Source organism: Dermacoccus sp. PAMC28757 (genome assembly GCF_014302635.1).
In the GTDB taxonomy this organism is placed as follows: domain Bacteria; phylum Actinomycetota; class Actinomycetes; order Actinomycetales; family Dermatophilaceae; genus Dermacoccus; species Dermacoccus abyssi.
The window spans coordinates 1,285,583-1,304,721 of the sequence record NZ_CP060292.1; the positions used below are offsets into that span (position 1 = coordinate 1,285,583).

The following is a 19,139-nucleotide window of genomic DNA, read 5'->3' on the forward strand; positions in this document are numbered from 1 at the left end:
TATCGGAGTACCCATGACCAAGCGCAGTGTTGCCGTCGCCCTCGCGGGCGTCGTCGCCTTCTCGCTGTCCGCCTGCGGTGGCACAGACTCGTCCTCGAGCAAGAGCAGCTCGAAGTCGTCCGACTCGTCCGCGTCCGGTTCGGCCGCCGCGACCGGCGCTGTCAATGCGAAGGACCCCAAGCGCGACGCCAGCGCCGACCTCGTCATCTGGGCCGACAGCACCGCTGCCCCCACCGTCGCGAAGCTGGCCTCGGAGTTCGCCAAGCAGAACGGCGTCAAGGTCTCCGTCCAGACCGCGACGGACGTGCGCGGCAACTACAACACCGCGTTCAAGGCCGGCCAGGCCCCCGACATCATCGTCGGCGCGCATGACTGGATGGGTGAGCTCGTCGCCAACGGCTCCGTCGCCCCCGTCCAGCTCTCGGCCCAGACCGCCGCCGGCTTCAACCCTGTCGCCATCACGGCGTCGAAGTACAACGGCCAGACCTACGGCGTGCCCTACGCCGTCGAGAACATGGCCCTCGTGCGCAACACGGCCTACGCCAAGGACGCCCCCAAGACGCTCGACGAGCTCATCGCCACGGGCCAGAAGGCCGTCGACGCGAAGAAGGCCACGAACGTCCTCGCACTCGAGATGGGCAAGGTCGGCGACGCCTACCACGGTTACCCGTTCCTCTCCGCGTTCAAGGGTGGCATCTTCGGCACCAAGGCCAACGGTGACTACGACGCGAGCAAGCTCATGGTGAACTCGCCGGAGACGCTCAAGGGCGCGAACCTCCTCGCCGACCTCGGCAAGAAGAAGGTGCTGTCGACCAACATCGACAAGACGAACGCCGACAACCTGTTCGCCAACGGCAAGGCCGCGTATGCCATCACGGGCCCCTGGTCTCTCCCGACCTACGACAAGGCCGGCGTGAAGTACGCCGTCAGCGCCATGCCGACCGTCACCGGTGGCGGCAAGATGACGCCGTTCCTCGGCGTGCAGATGTTCTACGTCTCCTCCAAGGCCAAGAACGCCACCGTCGCCCAGACGTTCGCGACGTCCTTCCTCACCACCGAGGCCGCGCAGAAGCGGCTCTTCGAGATCGGCAAGCGTCCGCCGGCACTCAAGGCCGCCTACGACGCGGTCGCGAAGACGGACCCGCAGGTCGCCCAGTGGGCAGCTGCCGGCGAGGGTGCCAAGCCGATGCCGAACATCCCCGCGATGAACGCCGTCTGGCAGCCGCTCGGCCAGGCCCTGGCCGACGTCATCTCGGGCAAGTCCGCACCGGACGCCCGTTTCAACAAGGCGCAGTCGGAGATTCAGGCCGCTATCAAGGCCGGTAACTGACCCTCCTCCCGTGAGCCGGTGACCGTCCCTCGGTCACCGGCTCACGGCACGCTCACCCCTTCGCCTCACACCCTGGAGTTCGTTCATGGCGACGCCTGCCGCCCCCACGCAGAGCGCGGCTCTGCCTCCCGCGAAGAGCGCCCGTTGGGCGATCGTCACCAAGTGGGTGGCCATCGCCGCGGCCCTCGCGCTGTGCCTCTACCTCGTGACGAAGCTCGCGTCCGCCGGGTACTCGCTCGCCGTCGTCGGGGTCGCCTTCGTCGCGATGGCCGTCCTCGTCGTGTACGGCACCCGCAAGAACGTCCCCGCCAAGTACTTGCTGCCAGGGCTGCTCCTGCTCGTCGGCCTCCAGGTGTGGCCGATCGCCTACACGGCTGCCACGTCGTTCACGAACTACGGCCAGGGCCACCTCGTCTCCAAGGAGGAGGCGACGAAGCAGAACGTCGCCTACTCCGTGCAGCAGGTTCCGGGTTCGCCGACGTACAACCTCTCGGTTGCGGTCAAGGAGGGCCAGGACGTCACGAAGGGCGACCTGTACTTCCTGCTCGCCGACGAGAAGGGGAACAAGCTCGTCGGTGACGCCAAGGGCACCGCGCCGCTCGCGGGTGCGACCGAGATGAGCCTCGGGCGCATCACCTCCGCCGAGGGGTTTCACATCCTCAACCTCGGCGAAGCCAACCGACGCAAGGATCTGAGCGCCTTCGCGGTGCCCACGGACGACGGCGGCGGGATCAAGGCCAGCGGCGCAACCCAGGCCTTCGAGGGCAAGCCGGCGCTGCGTCTCGACGAGGCCAAAGACGAGCTCGTCGACAGCTCCACCGGCACCGTCTACGTCGCGAAGAACGCGCGGTGGGAGCCGAAGAACGGCAACGGTTCTCCGCTGGCCGTCGGGTGGAAGGAGAACGTCGGTCTCAAGAACTACACGAGCCTGTTCACCAACCCGACGCTGCGCTCGGGCTTCCTCGGCATCTTCGCTTGGAACATCGCCTTCGCCGTGCTCTCGGTGCTCACGACGTTCGTGCTCGGCATGCTTCTCGCACTGCTGCTCAACGACCCGCGCATGAAGGGCAAGGCCATCTACCGCAGCCTGCTCATCCTGCCGTACGCCGTGCCCGTGTTCGTCTCGGCGCTCGTGTGGGCCTCGATGTTCAACCAGGAGTTCGGCCTCATCAACACGATGACGGGCCTCGACATCGACTGGATGGGTGACCCGTGGGCCGCGCGCGCCGCCATCCTGCTCGTCAACCTGTGGCTCGGCTTCCCCTACATGTTCGTCGTGTGCACGGGTGCGCTGCAGTCGTTGCCCGGTGACATCATGGAGGCCGCCCGCATCGACGGCGCCGGCCCGATCCGCACCCTGCGCTCGATCACGATGCCGCTGCTGCTCGTCGCCGTCGGCCCGCTGCTCATCGCATCGTTCGCCTTCAACTTCAACAACTTCGGCCTCATCTACCTCGTGACGAAGGGTGCTCCCTTCGTCGGCGGCGACACCCAGATCGGTTCCACGGACCTGCTCATCACGTACGCCTTCCGTCTCGCGATGGACGGCACGAGCCCGAACTTCGGCTTCGCCTCCGCGATCGCCGTCGTCATCTTCATCATCGTCGCGCTGCTGAGCTTCCCCGGCTTCCTGCGCAGCAAGGCCCTCGAGGAGGTCAACTGATGTCCGTCAGCCCCGTCAACGGGCCGGTCGCTCCCTTCGAGCCGATCGGTGACGCCGCCCGCACCGCCAACGAGGCCAAGGGCGCCCGCGCGAAGAAGCCGGTGGTTCGCGGAAGCTTCCGGGACGTGTGGTGGCGCCACGCCCTCGCGCTGCTGGCGCTCGCCTTCGCGCTGTTCCCGATCGTGTTCCTCATGTCGGCCGCATTCAACCCGGCCGGCACGCTGAGCTCGACGGGCCTGCTGCCGAGCGGCTTCTCGCTCGACAACTTCACGGCGCTGTTCACCGACGAGTCGCACCCGTTCGTCACGTGGTACAAGAACGCGCTCATCATCGCGTTCGTCGGGTCGACCCTGTGCGTCTTCATCGGCGCCTGTGCGGCCTTCGCGTTCTCGCGCCTGCGGTTCAAGGGCCGGCGTGCGATGCTGCTGGCCCTCCTGCTGCTGCAGATGTTCCCGGCACTGCTCGCCTTCGTCGGCCTCTACATCACCTTCACGAAGATCGGCGAGGTGCTGCCGCCGTTCGGCCTCAACACGCTGTGGGGCCTCATCCTCGTCTACATGGGCGGTGCGATGGGTTCCAACGTGTGGCTGCTCAAGGGCTACTTCGACACCGTGCCGAAGGAACTCGACGAGGCCGCGCACGTGGACGGTGCCTCACACGCCCGCGTCTTCTTCTCCCTGACACTGCCGCTCGTGCGACCGATCCTCGTGACGGTCTTCATGGTGACGTTCGTGGGCCTGTTCGGTGAGTTCCTGCTCGCGAGCATCTTCCTCACCGACGTGTCGAAGCAGACGCTCGGCGTGGGTCTGTACGGCATGACCTTCGGTCAGCAGCGCAACGCCCTGTTCGGGCAGTTCGCTGCGGGCGCGCTCCTGTGCTCGCTGCCCATCATGGGCCTCTACCTCGCGTTCCAGAAGCAGCTCATCGGAGGACTAACCTCGGGCTCCGTCAAGTGAGTGTCCCGCCACCCGCCACTGCCGCCGGGCGCCTCACGGCCTCGGCGGCAGTGGCGTCTCCCGTCGAAGGTCGAGACACATCATTTCGGAGGGAGGCGCGAACTGTACGGTCGACGTACGCGTCGAGTTCTGGGGGAGACATGGCGAACGTGCATGGCGAGGGGGGCTCGCCGCTGCGACTGTTGGAGATCGCGGAGGCGGCTGGGGTGTCGCAGGCGACCGTGAGCCGAGTGCTCAACAACAAGTCGGGCGTCGCCGAGGCCACCCGACAGAGCGTCCTCACCGCGGTCGACGTGCTCGGGTACTCGCGCCCCTCGAACCTGCAGCGTGCGGGCACTGGGGCGATCGGCCTCGTCGTGCCCGAGCTCGACAACCCGATCTTTCCGGCCCTCGCTCAGGCCGTGACGACCCGACTCGCCGCGGAGGGGTACACGGCGGTTCTGTGCCCGACGAGCGCGGGCGGCGTGCAGGAGGACGAGTACCTCTCGATGTTGCTCGAGCGAGGCGTCGCGGGCATCGTCCAGGTGAGCGGGCGCCACGCCGACACCACGGCGTCCGTGGCGCGCCAGCGCGAGATGCTCGAGGCCGGTCTGCCGCTCGTGCTCATCAACGGACACCGCGAGGATCTGCCGGCGCCGTCGCTCTCGACCGACGACGGCGCGGCGATCCATCTCGCCGTCGAACACCTGCGTCGCCTCGGCCACGACCGCATCGGGTTGGCCGTCGGGCCGGCTCGCTACATTCCCTCGATCCGCAAGACGCAGGCCTTCCGTGAGATCGCGGCCGCCCAGACTTTCGAGGCGCTCGTCGAGCACACGTGGTTCACGCTGGAAGGCGGTGAACTGGCGACTCGTCGGCTCGTCGCGCGCGGGGTCAGCGCGATCATCTGCGGTTCGGACCTCATGGCGCTGGGTGCCATCCGAGCGGCACGCCTCGAGGGTCTCGACGTCCCCGGTGACCTGTCGGTCGTCGGCTACGACGGTTCGATGATGTGCGAACACACCGCACCGCCGCTGACGACGGTGCGCCAGAACGTCGCCGCACTGGCAGCGGGCGCCGTCGACATCCTCGTGCAGCAGATCAAGGGGCAGGCGAGCGAACACGACGAGGTGGTGTTCGCCCCCGAACTCGTCGTGCGCGCCTCGACAGGTCCGCACACGGGCGCCGTGAGGGTTCACTCGAGCACCTGACGCAGGGGGGCGCCTGACGCACTTCGAGTCAGCTCAGACCGCATCACGCGAACCGGACTGCGCACACCCCCTGGCACGGCGTGACCACCCGGCTGACCTCTGCCCCCCGCGTGACCGGCACCCTCCTGCGCCACCTCCCCCACACAGCCACCAAGTTGCACCGGCTCTGCCACCTAGCCCTCCTAACCTCCTCCCCCACGGCCAGCCCGACCCGCCGCCAGCTGCGCACCCTGCAAGCGGCCCTCACCCACCTCCAGTCCCTGGGACTAGCAGAGTGCCAAGCCGACGGCCGGTGGCGCCGGACTGCTGCCTCGGTCCCTCGAGAGGTGCTGACGGCTGACCAACAGGCACAAGACATCCTGCGGTCCAGGATCGAAGCTGAGCGCGCAGCATGGCGTTCGCGGCGGTGCACCAGCTGGGACGCCGCACGGGCGGCGGCGACAAAGCGCGACAAGGTCAGGCAGCAGGCGTGGTGGGACAGTCTGTCTGGGGCTGAGCGGGAAGCACGGCAGCAGGCATGGTCGACGCGTTTCGCGTCCCTGCCCCTGGTCGAGCAGGACCGGATCCGGAATGAGCTTGCGGCGCGATCTCTGGCTGCGGGCAGGCACCCCGAGCAACGGCGTCGACAATGGCTTCGTGACACGCCTTCGCGGGTACTCGAGGAACGATCGGCCCGGCGTGCCGCGGAGTTTCGGCACCTGCCTGAACCTTTGCAGGCTGCGTACGTGGCGTCGTGGGCGGCTTACAGGGCTCGGTGGGGTGTTCAGCAGTCGCTGTCGCCTGGGCGTGCGACGTCGCGGACCGAACGGCAAGAGGATAACGAGTCAATCCTGACGGCAAAGTAGCCCTTTTGAGCGCACGGTCACCGGTTCCCGAAGGCGCGATTGGGGTCAGCTGGAACGGGACGCACGCTCTCGGCGGGTACCCACCGCTGCACGATCACCGGGTCGCCGGCGTCGGTTTCAACGACGATGACGACCATAGCGAGCCACTGCCACCCAACTTTCTTCCACGACACGGAACCCCGAGAGTTCACGGACACTGAAGGATCGTTAAGGAGAACACGGGTGGGTTCGCGACGGTTGTGGGTGAACCAACTTGGGAAGGCACGGAACCCGGCGAATCGTCGCGTTGTCGAAGAAGGTCAACTCTCGACAGACAGTGCGCTCTCTTCTTATGTCGTGCCATCTATGGTGACGGGCATGAGCACCTTCACGGGTTTCGAGGCAGTTTGGGCTGAGCGGCTGGGCAACTTGCGCAACGTCGTCCGCCAACATGTGATTGCCCATCAGCTGGCCGAACACCTCGGCACCGCGCGGACCGCGCTCGATGTCGGTTGCGGCCAAGGCACCCAAACGATCCAGCTCGCTCGGCGTGGGATGGCTGTGACCGGGGTGGATCCTTCGTCCGACCTGCTGGCCCAGATGACGACAGCCGCTGAGGCCGCAGGACAGCCAGTTCGAGCTGTCCAGGGCACGATCGACGACCTCGATGATGTAATCGACGACGAGCAGTTCGACCTCGTCTGCGCGCACGGGCTGTTGATGTACCTGCCTGACGCTGCTGCAGCGATCAAGACGTTGGCCGAACGGCTGGTCGACGGTGGCGTGCTGTCGTTCACCATTCGGAATGGCGATGCGCTGGCGTATCGTCCGGGGATTCGCGGTGAGTATCGCGCTGCCCTTGCAGCTTTCGAAGGCGGAGACCGCTACCGCAACGAACTTGGCGTCGACGCGGCGGCGCACTCGCGCACCCAGATCGAACAGTGGTGCGTTCGCGCTGGCCTGGCGATCACGGCGTGGTACGGCGTGCGAGTCCTGACCGATGGGGTTCCCGCCGACACCACAGCCGGCGAGGTCGACCTGGATGCATGCCTGGCGGCCGAGGTCGAAGCTGGTCGCCGGGATCCCTACCGCGCCTTTGGCTCCCAACTGCACTTCCTCGCGACCAGGCGACCGCCACAGTGATGCGTCATCGACGGTGACGATCTGGCCGAGGAGGTGTAGTCGGCCGGTTTCACAGTGCGTAAGCGCGTTGAGCGCGACCCGATACCGAAGGCGGAGTATCCGGGTCGCCGCTGTTGTCTCCTGGCTGTCCGTAAGTGAACTGGCCGCTCCGGTGGGCGTGCGCGGGCGGCTACGTCAAGGGTGAGTTGGCTACACGCGTGACCGTCAGACCCGCGCTCCAGCGAATCCGTGCGTGGTGCTCGGTGGGAGTGTGTTGTTGTGCCAGCGCTGAAGGACGAAGCTCTCGTAGCCGGGGATGTCCGGTGGGAGGTTGCTGAGGTCATACCACTGCAAGCCGACGCATTTGTTGGGTTCGGAGATGTGGGGGTCGCCGGTCCAGCCGGTGGCAGTCCAGAACCAGTCGCCACGCGGACGCAAGGCGCCTCAGCGGGCGCTGAGGGCTGCAAGCAGTGTGTCCAACAGCGTCGGCATGACCTCGCACGTCTCGACGCGGTGGGCGGCGGCCGTATCGCCCTCACCCACCTTGACCGTGACGTGGCCCTCGGCTGCGTCGAGTGCCTCGAAGACCGTTTCGTCCGTGACGTCGTCACCGAAGTATGCGACGGCGTCCGCGCCGACCTTCTGGGCCAGTGCGGCCAGTGCGCTGCCCTTCGTCACGTCGAGCACCGACAGTTCTACGACCGACTTGCCGCGCATGGCCCGCACGCCGGGCACGTCCTCGGGCACGGCCAGCGCAGCGGCGGTGGCGCGAGCAGCTTCGGCGTCGTCCATGCCGCGCGTGTGCAGCACGACGCCGGCGGGCTTGTGCTCGACGCGCGCGTCGCCGAACCGCTCGACGACGGCCTCCAACGCGTGGGTGGCACCCTCGAGGGCCGCTTGCTCGGCCTCGCCCAGGCCGGAGGACGGCGTCGACGAGCCGTCGGTGAGCGGCTCGCTCGACTCGCCACCGTGGCTTCCGACGAGCACGATCCCGTCAGACGCCGCGAGCCCCGTCAGCTCGCCCAGCGTTGCGAGGTCGCGCCCCGAGACGACGGCCACGTCAACCTCGGGCAGCTCCGCCAGCGCGCGTAATGCTTCGACGGTGCCCGGCTGCGGGCGCGAACTCATCGGGTCGAGGACGAGGGGGGCGAGCACGCCGTCGAAGTCCGAGGCCACGAGCACTCGAGGCTCTCGCGCGAAGTGCTCGATCGCCGCGCGCAGGTCGGCGGGCAGCCCGGCGTCGGACCGCTGATCCTTGATCGGGGGCGTCGACTCGCTCACGAGTTGTCGCTCTCGTCCTCGGGCCGCGCTGGTGCGGCCTCGAGAGCCGCGAGGTAGTGCTTGGCCCACTCCTGCACCGTGGCGGTGGACACGGTCGAACGCAACGCGTCCATGCGGCGCTCGCGGTCCTCCTCCGTCGCCGTGATGGCCCGCATGATGACCTGCTTGAGGCCGGCCAGATCGTGCGGGTTGCACGTGTAGGCCTCGCTCAGTTCGGTTGCCGCGCCGGTGAACTCCGAGAGCACGAGTGCGCCGTCGGCGGGGCAGCACGTGACGTACTCCTTCGCGACGAGGTTCATGCCGTCGCGCAGCGGCGTGACGAGCATGACGTCGGCAGCGGCGAACATCGCGGCCATCTCGGCGCGGTCGAACGACTGGTGCATGTAGGTGAGCGCCGTGGCGCCGATGCTCGAGAAGTCACCGTTGATGCGCCCGACGGTGAGTTCGACCTGATCGCGCAGATCCATGTAGGCCTTGACCCGCTCACGGCTCGGCGTCGCGACCTGGATGAGCTTGTGACGCTTCGGGTCGAGCTGACCGTCGGCGAGCAGCTCGCCGAAGGCCTTGAGGCGATGACGGATGCCCTTCGTGTAGTCGAGGCGGTCGACGCCGAGCAGGATCTTGTCCGGGTTGCCGAGCTGTTCGCGGATCTCGCGGGCGCGTGCCTGCACCTCGTCGCTCTCGAGCACCTCGCGCAGGCCCGCGGTGTCGATCGAGATCGGCACCGCCGTGGCGCGCACCGCACGGTCACCGAGGTCGACGACGCCACCGGTGACCTCGAGCTCGAGGTACTGACGCACGGCGCGCAGGAAGTTGCCCGCGTCCTCGGTGCGCTGGAACCCGAGGAAGTCGGCACCGAGCAGGCCCTCGAGGATCTCCTCGCGCCCCGGCAGCTGCGCGAACAGTTCGACGGCGGGGAAGGGGATGTGGTTGAACCACCCGATGCGCAGGTCGGGGCGCAGCTCACGCAGCATCTGCGGCACGAGCTGGAGCTGGTAGTCGTGCACCCACACGGTGGCGCCTTCGGCGGCCACGTCGGCGCACGCCTGGGCGAAGCGCTTGTTCACCGTGCGGTAGGCCGAACGCCAGCTCCGCTTGAACGTCGGCGTGACGATGACGTCGTGGTAGACGGGCCACAGCGTGTCGTTGCTGTGCCCTTCGTAGTACTCGGCGACCTCCTGCTCCGACAGCGGCACGGGGTGCAGGTGCATGCCGGCGTCGTCGAAGGGCTCCGGAGCCTCGCCTGGGTCACCCGCCCAGCCGACCCAGGCGCCTTCACGCCCGCGCATCACGGCGTCCATGGCGGTGACGAGACCGCCCGGCGAACGGCGCCACTCCTCGTTTCCGTCCTCGCCGGTGACGCGGTCGACGGGTAGGCGGTTGGCGGCGACGACGAAGTCGTACGTGTGGCTCATCGGATTGCTGGCTCCCCGTGTTCGCTGGTGCTCGCCCGGCGACGAACTCCCGCTCGATCACCGGTGATTCGAGGTTATCGCGCCTCGGTGACGAACGGGTTGCCACCGCGTGACACGGGCACGCCGATACAGCGGAAGTTCAAGGAGGCGCCCTACGGTGGGGTCATGACGCCTCTCGACAACGCTGGTGACCCCCGACGCGGCGGGCACCGTCTGCCTCGTCCGCGCCGCGCCGAAGCCGACGAGTCGACCCAGCGCACCACGTGGGGAGCAGCAGCGGATGGCGACGCCACGCGGGCGGCGCCGCCGCGCGATCGTGACGACGAGGCCACCCGCGTCAGTTCACGCCGCCCGGAGGGGAACGACCGGATGGTGGGGCGCTTCGAGCTCGCGGAGAAGATCGGTGAGGGCGGCATGGGCGTCGTGTACCGAGCGATCGACACCGCCGACCCGCGTCGTCGTGAGGTCGCCGTCAAGGTTCTTCGCCCGCACATCGCCTACGACCCCGATGCGCGCACGCGTCTCGCGCGCGAGGTCGACACGCTCGAGCGCGTCCACCACCCCAACGTCGCTGCCGTCATCACCGCCGATCCGCACGGCGAGCGTCCCTACATCGCCACCGAGTACGTACCCGGTGACCCCCTCGACAAGGTGGTCGACGAGCGCGGTCCCCTGGGCGCGGAGGAGATGGCCGACCTCGGGCGCAGCCTCGCCGACGCCATTCGCGCCATCCACGCCGCAGGTGTCGTCCACCGCGACCTCAAGCCGAGCAACGTGCTCATGGTGGGTCGACGCCCCGTGCTCATCGACTTCGGCATCGCGCACATCGCCGACGATGCGCGCCTCACCTCGACCGGCCTCGTCATGGGTACCCCCGGCTACCTCTCGCCGGAGCTCGTCGAGGGCGCCCCGGTCTCCACGTCCACGGACTGGTGGGGGTGGGCGGCAACGCTCGCCTTCGCCGCCCAGGGGGAGCCGCCCTTCGGGCGCGGGCCGATGCCGGCCGTCCTCGACCGCGTGACGCGGGGGCAGGCCAACCTCACCGGCGTCGACGCGCGTCTTAGGCCGCTGCTCGCGGCCGCACTCAGCCCCGTGCCGGGGGAGCGACCCTCGGCCGGCCAGGTCGTCGACCAGATGGAGCGCTACGCCCGCGGCGAACCGACGACCGTGGTTCCTGTGCGCGAGCCCGCAGCCCCGGCGCCCGCCGCCCCAGGCCCGGCCGCCACCTCCGTCATGCCGGTCGTCGACGCTACCCGTGTCGCTCCCGTGAGCGAGCGCCCCGTCGCATCGCGACCGCAGCAGTTGGCGTACGACGGCCCGACGCAGCGTTCGGGCGGGGCGCCCCAGGCGGCGCCTGCCTACGGCCAGTTCGGTCAGTCGCGTGGCGCGAACGGGCAGCCGCAACCGGCGCCGGCCGTGCCGCCGCAGCAGGGCCCGTACGGCGGCGCGCCGCAGAACGGTGCGCGCCCCTACCGCCCGGGTTCGGCGGTCAAGGCGCAGAGCCGCCCCGGCGAGCACGATCCGCGGATCAACCTGCCACACCGCTCGGGCACGCTGCAGGCGATGTTCTTGCTCTGGGTCGGCCTCACGGCGCTCGTGCCCGTCGTCGGACTCGTACTGCTCATCGTGTGGAACGTCGCGGCGCGTTTCAGCGACTCGACGATCACGCAGACCGTCCTTCGCCGCTACGAGGCCGGGCGACGAAAGAGCGACGGCGCCGTCGCCGTGGCCAGTTCGCCCTGGCATCTGCTGCGCGCTCTCGTCTCGACGCTCGCGGCCCTCGTGCTCCCCGCACTCGTCTTCGCGTGCGTCGGTTCGCTCGTGGCCATCGGCTGGGCCATGGTGCGCGGTGACGGCGTCGCACGGGCGTGGTGGGCACTGCCCATCGTCGCGGGGGCCGTGGCGGGTCAGTGGACGATGTGGCGCGGCGCCGGGTCCGTCGGCTATCGCCGGGGTTCACGTTCGGTCGTGCGGGCGCTCGTCCCGGAGTCGGCCGGCAGGATCGTGGCGCCCGCGCTCGCCGGTCTCGGCCTGTTCATGCTCGTCGGCTCGTTCATGCAAGGCGGCGACATCTCCTGGGTTCCGCTCACCGGCGGCATCACCGATCCGCTCGCGGAGTACCTGCCGGCGTCCGGCCTCGGCAACTGATCCGTTGACGCTTCGGGCCCCGTTCCACAGCCCACCCACAGCGCGGGCCCACGGTCGGTCGAGGCCCACGAACTATTCTTCGAGGCATGGCGCAGTACGGACGGGATCAGTCGAGCACGGGGCCCAACCCCTCGAGGGACTCGTCCAGCACGCCGACCCCGGGGTTGCCGCCACGGATGCGCTTCCTGCGCAGCGAGCCGGTCACCGAGCCGCTGCCCATCGCCGACGCGCTCAAGCGCACGCCCTATCGCGACCCGAACGTCATGGGCGGGCCGGACGACGACACCGAGCAGCAGAAGGCGCTCGACATCGCCGCCCGTGTGGGCGAGTTGCTCCTCCGCTGTGGCGCGAGTACGCGTGACGTCGAGGCGAGTGTCCTCGCCGTCGCGGCATCCGCGGGTCTGCGCCGCCTCGAGGTCGACATCACGAACCAGTCCTTGTTGTTGCAGAGCCCGTCGACGAACGGCCGTCAGCCCCTCACGATGTTGCGTGTCGTGCGCTCCTCGACGCGCGATTTCTCTCGGCTCATGGCCGTGCACCAGTTCGTCGAGTCGCTCGTGTCCGGTGGCCTGGATCTCGACGAGGCGACGAAGGAACTGAAGCGCATCCAGAGGATGCCGCGCCTCTACCCGCGGTGGCTCGTCTCGGTAGCCTTCGGTGGTCTCGCGGCATCCGTCGCGACGATCCTCGGCGGCGGGTGGATGGCCGTCGTCGTCGCCTTGGTCTCGGCCGTGCTCGTCGACCGCGTGGGCCGCCGCCTGAGCAACGCCGGCGTTCCCGCGTTCTACGGCGCCGCCGCCGGCGGTCTCATCTCGACGGCGCTCGCGTGGTTCGCGTACATGTCGCACCAAAGCCGCGTCGTGGGGGAGTTCGTCGCCCACAACCTGCCCGGCACGATGTCGACGGCCGACTTCGCCTATGCCATCTCGGGCGGCATCGTCGCGCTCCTGCCCGGTCGTCAGATGGCCTCCGCGGTCGAGGACGCCGTCACCGGCTACCCCGTCACGGCGTCGGGTCGTGTTCTCACTGTCATCCTCGACTGCGCGGGAATCACCGTCGGCGTCGGTGCCGGTCTGGCGCTGACGCTGAACCTCGACCGGGCGCTCGACCTCAGCCTCCAATCGCCCGGCTCCCTGCGCTTCGACATGCCGCCCACGGTCCTGCTCCTGCAGGTGGCGTGCGGTGCCATCGGTGCGGCGTGTGCCGCCGTCACGATGCGCTCCCGCGTGCGGATGCTCCTGCCGACAGCTGCGGCGGGAGCCCTCGGCGTCGTCGGGGTTGCGCTGCTGACGCGTTATGTCGGGATCGGGGCGACGACGGCCACGGCGGTCGCTGCCGTCAGCGTCGGGTTCTCCGCGCGGCTCGTGGCGCTGCGCCTCGGTGCGCCCGCCCTCGTCATCGTCATGCCGGCGGTCTCGCCGCTGCTGCCGGGCCTGCGGATCTTCCGGGGCATGTACGAGTCGGTCTCCGGGTCGGTCATCGGCGCCACCAAGGTGGCCCAGTCCGGCGTGGGTGTGACGACGATGCTCGGCGCCGTCGGAGTGGCCCTCGCGATCAGCACCGGACTGGTGCTCGGCGACGTGCTCTCGGCCCCGCTCGACAAGCCGCTGGTACGCCGTCGACGAGCCCGCCGGCGCTGACATCACGCCGATTTTGTGTGATATGCATCACAGATCAGGCCCGAAAGGCCTGATCTGTCAAGAAGTTACCGCGACCTGATTGTTACGTAGGTCTCTCGTCCCGTAACGTTCCCTTCGCTGTGCACGATGTATTTCTCGTGTCGTCACGGCGACATGAGAACTCAACACCATTTATTCAGTGGGCGGTGCACACGCCAAACCTCGTCTGGCACCGCCGTTTCACCCGCAGATCGCGGGCTGAAGACGAGGGTGGGGGACCCACTTCCGACGCTCGCCGCACGGTGAGCGTCTCGGGGTGAAGCCGGTCCTCGCCGGCCGGGCACCTGACTGCCCGAACCCGACAGCTCACCTCACAGGCGTACGTCAGGAAAGGACACTCTCCATGGGTTACACCCCCAAGCACGTCGCTGCTTCCGAAAGCACCACCGGCCGCAAGGTCGCCGGCGTGGCTCTCGCCGGTGCCGCCACCGTCGGTGCCGGTCTCACCCAGGCCTCCTCGGCCTCCGCCGCCTCGGTCTGGGACCGCGTCGCTCACTGTGAGTCGACGGGCAACTGGCACATCAACACAGGTAACGGCTTCTACGGCGGCCTCCAGTTCACGCAGCAGACGTGGCGTGGCTTCGGCGGCGGTCAGTACGCCTCGTCCGCTCACCTCGCCACCCGCGAGCAGCAGATCGCGATCGCTCAGAAGGTTCTGCGCGTGCAGGGCCCGGGCGCATGGCCGGTCTGCTCGGTTCGCGCCGGTCTGACCCGCGCGACCGGTGGCGCATCGGCCGCTCCGGCCGTGACGCAGACGTCGCGCTCCACCGCCCGCTCCGCGGTCGTGTACTCGCAGGGTGGCAAGCTCGCCGTCGACGGTGTTCTCGGCCCGCGCACGGCCCGTGAGCTCCAGGCCTGGGTCGGCACGTTCCGCGACGGTGTCGTCGGCGTCCAGACGAAGAAGGCCCTGCAGCGCAAGGTCGGCGTGTACGCCGACGGCATCGTCGGCCCGCGCACCGTTGCTGCGCTCCAGACGAAGGTCGGCATCTCGCGCGACGGCGCCAGCTACCTCAACGCCCGCACGGTTCGCGCTCTGCAGGCTTACCTGAACAACCACTGATCGGTTGATTCAGGGCTGACGGGCCCCGCCGCTTTCGAGCGGCGGGGCCTGTCGGCGTTTCCTGATGCAGATCTGTCGATCTGGCCGCGATGTTTCGTCACCGGGACCACCGAATTGCACTGGAGAGCGGGCCTGGTCGTGGCCTGGCGGGCAGGCCCCGTGCAGGTTCGGTAGGATCGCGTGGTCGCCCGGCACGGGCGGCGTGCTGGAGTGGCGCAATTGGTAGCGCACCTGTCTTGTAAACAGGTGGTTGTGGGTTCGAGTCCCATCTCCAGCTCTGTGAATTCCGCTCGCAGTGTGCCCATCGGTGTGCCCATGTCCGCGAGATCCTCTGGGTGACGCGTGCCTTCTGGTGAGCTGGGGGCGTCAAGGCACGGTTCAGACTCGTTTCCTACGATGTCGTCATGAACCTCAAGCCCGCAGCAGACGTCCAGACCGCACCCCTCGCAGCGCTCGGCCTCCTCGGGGGCTACGTCACCGCCCGCGAGACGCAGATCCGCCCGCTCGGCGGCGTGGTCCTCGCCCTCGCCGGTGCTTACGCCGGACGCACCTGGGTCGCCAAGGCCGGTGCCGCCAAGGCCGCCGCCCTCGGCGCCGTGTACCTCGGCGGTTTCGGTGCGTCGCACCCCCTCGCCAAGAAGGTTGGCGCCTGGCCTTCCGTCCTCGGTGTTGCGGCGGCCTCCGCCGCTGCGTCGTACGCCCTCGTCGACCGCAGCTGATACCCGTGCGCACGCGCCGCCCGCACCGTCTGTTGACGCGATGCGGGCGGCTCGTCGTGACCCTGCCCGATAGACTCGGGCGATCCGTTCTCCGGCACGAGGAGGTGCCCACGTGAGTGCCGAGCGCCCCTCGTCGGAGGCATCCGCCTGCCCCCGCGAGCGCATCGGGGCCTCGGACGACGAACTGCTCGGCGAGGACACCGCCGCACCGCCACGCTGGGTGCGCAACCTCGCGAAGCCCGTCGGCGGGCGTCCTGCGCTGCTGCTCGAGCTGTTCATCTTCTGGATGTTCTTCCAGTACTTCAGCTACGCGCAGGAGCACATCCGCGGAGGCCCGATCGAGTCCGTGCGCCACGCGCACGAACTGTTCGATCTGGAGAAGACGCTCCACATCGACGTCGAACTCTGGCTCAACGCCGGCCTCGCCGCAGTGCCGCCGCTCGCCATCGCCGCGGGCTACTACTACGGCATGGTGCTCGCCACCGTGCCCATCACCCTGGCGCTCGTCTGGTGGTTCAACCCCCAGGGCTTCCGACGGCTACGCAGACTTCTCATCGCGACGACGCTGCCCAGCCTGCTCGTCTTCTGGCTCCTGCCCGTGGCGCCGCCGCGCTTCGCGGTGCCCGGCGTCGTCGACATCAACGCCGTCTACAACATCCTCGGGGGCGCGCTCGCGCGCGACCCGTCACGCTCGGCCAACCTCTACGCGGCCATGCCCAGCCTGCACTGCGCGTGGTCGACCTGGGTGGCCTACGCGCTGTGGGAGACGTGGCGTCACACCCGTCCGACGTGGGCGCGCCTCGCGTGGCTGTTCCCCGCCATGACCTACTGGAACGTCATGGCCACGGGCAACCACTTCGTGCTCGACATCGTCGGCGGCGTCGCGCTGTTCCTCATCGCCCTCGTCATCGTCCGTGTGGTCAAGGGCGCCGAGGAGCGGATCTGGCGCGACGACGCCGACAGTCGGGTTGGTGTCGTTGCGCCAGCAGTCACAGCTGACGCCGGCGGCGTCGCTACTTCGGCGGCATCCGCAGAGCCCCGTCGAGGCGGATGACCTCGCCGTTGAGCAGTCCGTTATCGACGATGTGGGCCACGAGCGAGGCGTACTCGTCCGGGCGGCCCAGACGCGACGGGTGCGGCACGGCCTGACCGAGCACCTCACGTGCAGCCTCTGGGAGTCCGGCGAGCATCGGCGTCTCCATCGTGCCGGGAGCGATCGTCATGACGCGCACGCCGAGATCGGCGAGGTCGCGCGCGGCCGGCAGCGTGAGGCCGACGACGCCGCCCTTGCTCGAGGCGTAGGCCGCCTGGCCGATCTGGCCGTCGTAGGCGGCGGCGCTGGCCGTCATGACGACGACGCCGCGGTCGCCGTCGACCGGCTCGTTCTTCGCCATCGCCTCGGCGGAGAGGCGAAGCACGTTGAACGTGCCGACGAGGTTGATGTCGATGACCGTCTTGTACTGCTCGAGTGCGTGCACGCCCTTGCGGCCCAGGATGCGGCCCGGCGTGGCCACGCCGGCGCAGGCCACGGTGATGCGCAGTTCACCGAGCTCGGTGGCGGCGGTGACGGCGGCCTGAACCTGGGCCTCGTCGCGGACGTCGGTGGCGACGAAGCGGGCGCGCTCGCCCAACTCTGCGGCGAGTGCTTCGCCCTTCGACGAGGGCAGGTCGACGATGACGACGCCCGCTCCGGCGTCGTGCAGGCGGCGGGCGGTGGCCTCCCCGAGGCCCGAGCCGCCACCGGTGACGAGGGCGACGGTGTTCTGCGTGATGTTCATGCCTCGAACCCTATCGACTGGCGAAGCGGCTTTGTGGGCTGCGTCACGCCCGCCCGAACCTCAGTGGTAGAGGGTCACCTCGGTGGCCTTCACCGTGGCGTGGACGGGTACTCCGGGTGCGAGTGAGAGGTCGGCGACGGCGTCGAGCGTCACGTCCGCGACGAGGTCCGCGTCCCCCGTGAGGTGCACGCGCGCCGAGGTGCCGGTGTGCTCGATCTGCGCGACGCGCACCGCCCACGTGTTGCGCGGGGAACCCTCGGGACGGCTCGGCCACAGAGACACGGAGCTCGGCGCGAATGCGGCGAGGTGCTCAAGATCGCCTGCCGGGGGGTGCTCGCCCCCGGCGGCCGTGATGCGTGCACCGTCAGCGGTGACGAGCGTCGCGCCGTCGACGACGCGCCCACGCCACAGGTTGAGCCCCACGAAGCGCGCAGCGAACGGGCTGCGCGGACGGCGCACGACCTCGCTCGGCGTGCCGCCGTCGCTGAGGTGACCGCCGTCGAGGAAGACGAGGCGATCGGCGAGGGTGAGCGCTTCGACGGCGTCGTGCGTGACGAGAAGGGTCACGACATCCTGTTGGTCGCGCAGGCGCTCGCCGAGGAGCGCCCGTAGGTCGTCGCGGCCCCATGGGTCGATGGCGGACAGCGGTTCGTCGAGCAGGAGGACGCTCGGGTCGAGCGCCAGAGCACGCGCGAGCGCGACTCGCTGGGCTTGGCCGGAGGAGAGTGCGTCCGGACGTCGCCCGGCGAGGTCAGCGGCAAGGCCTACGCGGCTGAGTTCTTCACGCGCTCTCGCTCGCGCAGCCTCTTTCGAGGCCCCGCGGGCCCGCAGCCCGAACGCGACGTTGTCGAGGGCGCTGAGGTGGGGGAACAGGTCACCGCGAGCCGTCATCATCCCGACGCGGCGGGCGCGTGGCGGAAGGTGCCGTGCGCCGTCGTCCCAACGCTCGCCGCCGACGTGGAGGGCGCCCTCGGCGAGGGGCGTGAGTCCGGCGAGCACCTCGAGCAGCGTCGTCTTGCCGCTGCCGTTCGGCCCGAGAACACCGATGACCTCACCGGGTGCGGCGTCGAGCGCAGCGTGGAGGACGAAGTTGCCGCGACGGGTGGTGCCGGCAAGCGAGAGGCCGGTCATCGGCGCTCACCTCCCGCGCCCACCCAGTGACCCCGCAGCAGGGCGAGCAGGACAACGCAGAGGGCGAGCATGAGCGCAGCGAGCGCCGTCGCGGCGTCCTGGCTGATGTCGAGGGCTTGGTAGACGGCGAGCGGCCCCGTCTGAGTGCGCCCGGGGTAACTGCCCGCAAACGTGATCGTGGCCCCGAACTCGCCGAACGCGCGCGCCCACGCGAGCGTCAGCCCGGCGAGGAGGCCGGGCAGCGTCATCGGCACGAGGACGTGGCGCAGCGTGAACCAGCGGGAGGCGCCGAGCACCTCGGCGGAGCGGCTCCAGCGCGCGTCGAGGCCGCGGAACGCGCCCTCGGCGGCGAGGACGAAGAACGGCATCGCGACGAACGTCTCCGCCATGACGACGCGGACCCACGAATAGGGCACCGGCTCGCCCGTCACAGCCGTCACGGCGCGCCCGAGCAGCCCCGAGCGCCCCCACGCATCGAGCAAAGCAACGCCCGCGACGACCGGCGGCAACACGAGGGGCACGGTGACGACGGCCCGCGTCCAGGCGGCGGCGCGACCACGCAGGCGGGAGAGCCACCAGGCGAGCGGAGTGCCGAAGAAGGAAGCGAGCAGCGCCGACGTCACGGTGGTGCGTAGCGAAAGCCACAAAGCCTCGCGGGCACCGGCAGTCGTGAGGTCGTCGAGGAGGCTGCCCCAACGCACCTGCGTGAGCAGCGCGACGAGGGGGAGGACGATCAAGAGCAGAGCGACGACGGCGAGTATCACGAGCACGATCCCGCCGCGGTCACCCGTGCCTGCGCTCCTGCGTGCAGGCGGGGGAGCGCTTGCCGTCTCGTCGCTCATC

15 protein-coding genes, 1 tRNA gene and 1 riboswitch are annotated in these 19,139 nt (G+C 69.3%); of the genes, 11 read left to right on the forward strand and 5 right to left on the reverse strand.

The window, feature by feature from the left end; all coding sequences use genetic code 11:
• The first annotated feature begins 13 nt into the window (after positions 1–13).
• The 5 genes from H7F30_RS06265 to H7F30_RS06285 all read left to right on the forward strand — a co-directional run bounded on the left by H7F30_RS06265 (position 14) and on the right by H7F30_RS06285 (position 7,106).
• The gene (locus H7F30_RS06265; protein ID WP_187037433.1) at positions 14–1,330 is read left to right on the forward strand and encodes a maltose ABC transporter substrate-binding protein; all 1,317 of its coding nucleotides are present in this window, start codon (positions 14–16) and stop codon (positions 1,328–1,330) included.
• A gap of 85 nt (positions 1,331–1,415) precedes the next feature.
• Positions 1,416–2,993: an ABC transporter permease subunit gene (locus H7F30_RS06270; protein WP_187037435.1), complete on the forward strand. Its 1,578-nt coding sequence runs from the start codon at positions 1,416–1,418 to the stop codon at positions 2,991–2,993.
• The gene (locus tag H7F30_RS06275; protein ID WP_187037437.1) at positions 2,993–3,949 is read left to right on the forward strand and encodes a sugar ABC transporter permease; all 957 of its coding nucleotides are present in this window, start codon (positions 2,993–2,995) and stop codon (positions 3,947–3,949) included. Before H7F30_RS06270 ends, H7F30_RS06275 begins: the two co-directional genes overlap by 1 nt.
• Positions 3,950–4,089: 140 nt before the next feature.
• The gene (locus H7F30_RS06280) at positions 4,090–5,139 is read left to right on the forward strand and encodes a LacI family DNA-binding transcriptional regulator (protein WP_129665587.1); all 1,050 of its coding nucleotides are present in this window, start codon (positions 4,090–4,092) and stop codon (positions 5,137–5,139) included.
• A gap of 1,202 nt (positions 5,140–6,341) precedes the next feature.
• Positions 6,342–7,106, forward strand: coding sequence for a bifunctional 2-polyprenyl-6-hydroxyphenol methylase/3-demethylubiquinol 3-O-methyltransferase UbiG (locus H7F30_RS06285; RefSeq protein ID WP_187037439.1), 765 nt, complete (start codon positions 6,342–6,344; stop codon positions 7,104–7,106).
• 423 nt (positions 7,107–7,529) lie between these two features.
• On the opposite strand, the gene otsB is transcribed toward H7F30_RS06285, so the two are convergent.
• On the reverse strand, positions 7,530–8,366 hold the full coding sequence (otsB, locus tag H7F30_RS06290) for a trehalose-phosphatase (protein ID WP_255464980.1): 837 nt from the start codon (positions 8,364–8,366) through the stop codon (positions 7,530–7,532).
• A complete protein-coding gene (locus H7F30_RS06295; RefSeq protein ID WP_187037440.1) occupies positions 8,363–9,781 on the reverse strand; it encodes a trehalose-6-phosphate synthase in 1,419 nt (472 codons plus the stop codon). Before H7F30_RS06295 ends, otsB begins: the two co-directional genes overlap by 4 nt.
• Positions 9,782–9,946: 165 nt before the next feature.
• Here H7F30_RS06295 and H7F30_RS06300 point away from each other — a divergent pair, with 165 nt between their 5' ends.
• From H7F30_RS06300 to H7F30_RS06325, 6 genes are all read left to right on the forward strand, one after another.
• The gene (locus tag H7F30_RS06300; RefSeq protein WP_187037442.1) at positions 9,947–11,929 is read left to right on the forward strand and encodes a serine/threonine-protein kinase; all 1,983 of its coding nucleotides are present in this window, start codon (positions 9,947–9,949) and stop codon (positions 11,927–11,929) included.
• Positions 11,930–12,015: 86 nt separating this feature from the next.
• A complete protein-coding gene (locus H7F30_RS06305) occupies positions 12,016–13,569 on the forward strand; it encodes a threonine/serine exporter ThrE family protein (protein ID WP_187037444.1) in 1,554 nt (517 codons plus the stop codon).
• Positions 13,570–13,771: 202 nt separating this feature from the next.
• Positions 13,772–13,943: riboswitch (cyclic di-AMP (ydaO/yuaA leader) on the forward strand.
• A gap of 8 nt (positions 13,944–13,951) precedes the next feature.
• Positions 13,952–14,668 carry a transglycosylase family protein gene (locus H7F30_RS06310; RefSeq protein WP_118913477.1) on the forward strand — a complete coding sequence of 239 codons (717 nt, stop codon included), beginning with the start codon at positions 13,952–13,954 and terminating at the stop codon, positions 14,666–14,668.
• Between the two features lie 204 nt (positions 14,669–14,872).
• Positions 14,873–14,945: transfer RNA gene (locus H7F30_RS06315), tRNA-Thr, on the forward strand.
• A gap of 127 nt (positions 14,946–15,072) precedes the next feature.
• A complete protein-coding gene (locus H7F30_RS06320) occupies positions 15,073–15,387 on the forward strand; it encodes a hypothetical protein (protein WP_047312313.1) in 315 nt (104 codons plus the stop codon).
• A gap of 112 nt (positions 15,388–15,499) precedes the next feature.
• On the forward strand, positions 15,500–16,441 hold the full coding sequence (locus tag H7F30_RS06325; protein ID WP_187037446.1) for a phosphatase PAP2 family protein: 942 nt from the start codon (positions 15,500–15,502) through the stop codon (positions 16,439–16,441).
• Here H7F30_RS06325 and H7F30_RS06330 read toward each other — a convergent pair.
• The 3 genes from H7F30_RS06330 to modB are packed head-to-tail and all read right to left on the reverse strand — an operon-like array spanning position 16,401 to position 19,138.
• Positions 16,401–17,165, reverse strand: coding sequence for an SDR family NAD(P)-dependent oxidoreductase (locus H7F30_RS06330; RefSeq protein ID WP_187037448.1), 765 nt, complete (start codon positions 17,163–17,165; stop codon positions 16,401–16,403). The two genes, H7F30_RS06325 and H7F30_RS06330, sit on opposite strands and share 41 nt — an antisense overlap.
• A 60-nt stretch (positions 17,166–17,225) precedes the next feature.
• Positions 17,226–18,296, reverse strand: a complete 1,071-nt coding sequence (locus H7F30_RS06335; protein ID WP_187037450.1) for an ABC transporter ATP-binding protein — start codon at positions 18,294–18,296, stop codon at positions 17,226–17,228.
• Positions 18,293–19,138, reverse strand: a complete 846-nt coding sequence (gene modB / locus H7F30_RS06340) for a molybdate ABC transporter permease subunit (protein ID WP_187037452.1) — start codon at positions 19,136–19,138, stop codon at positions 18,293–18,295. The genes H7F30_RS06335 and modB overlap by 4 nt, the downstream gene beginning before the upstream one ends.
• Position 19,139 lies beyond the last annotated feature (1 nt).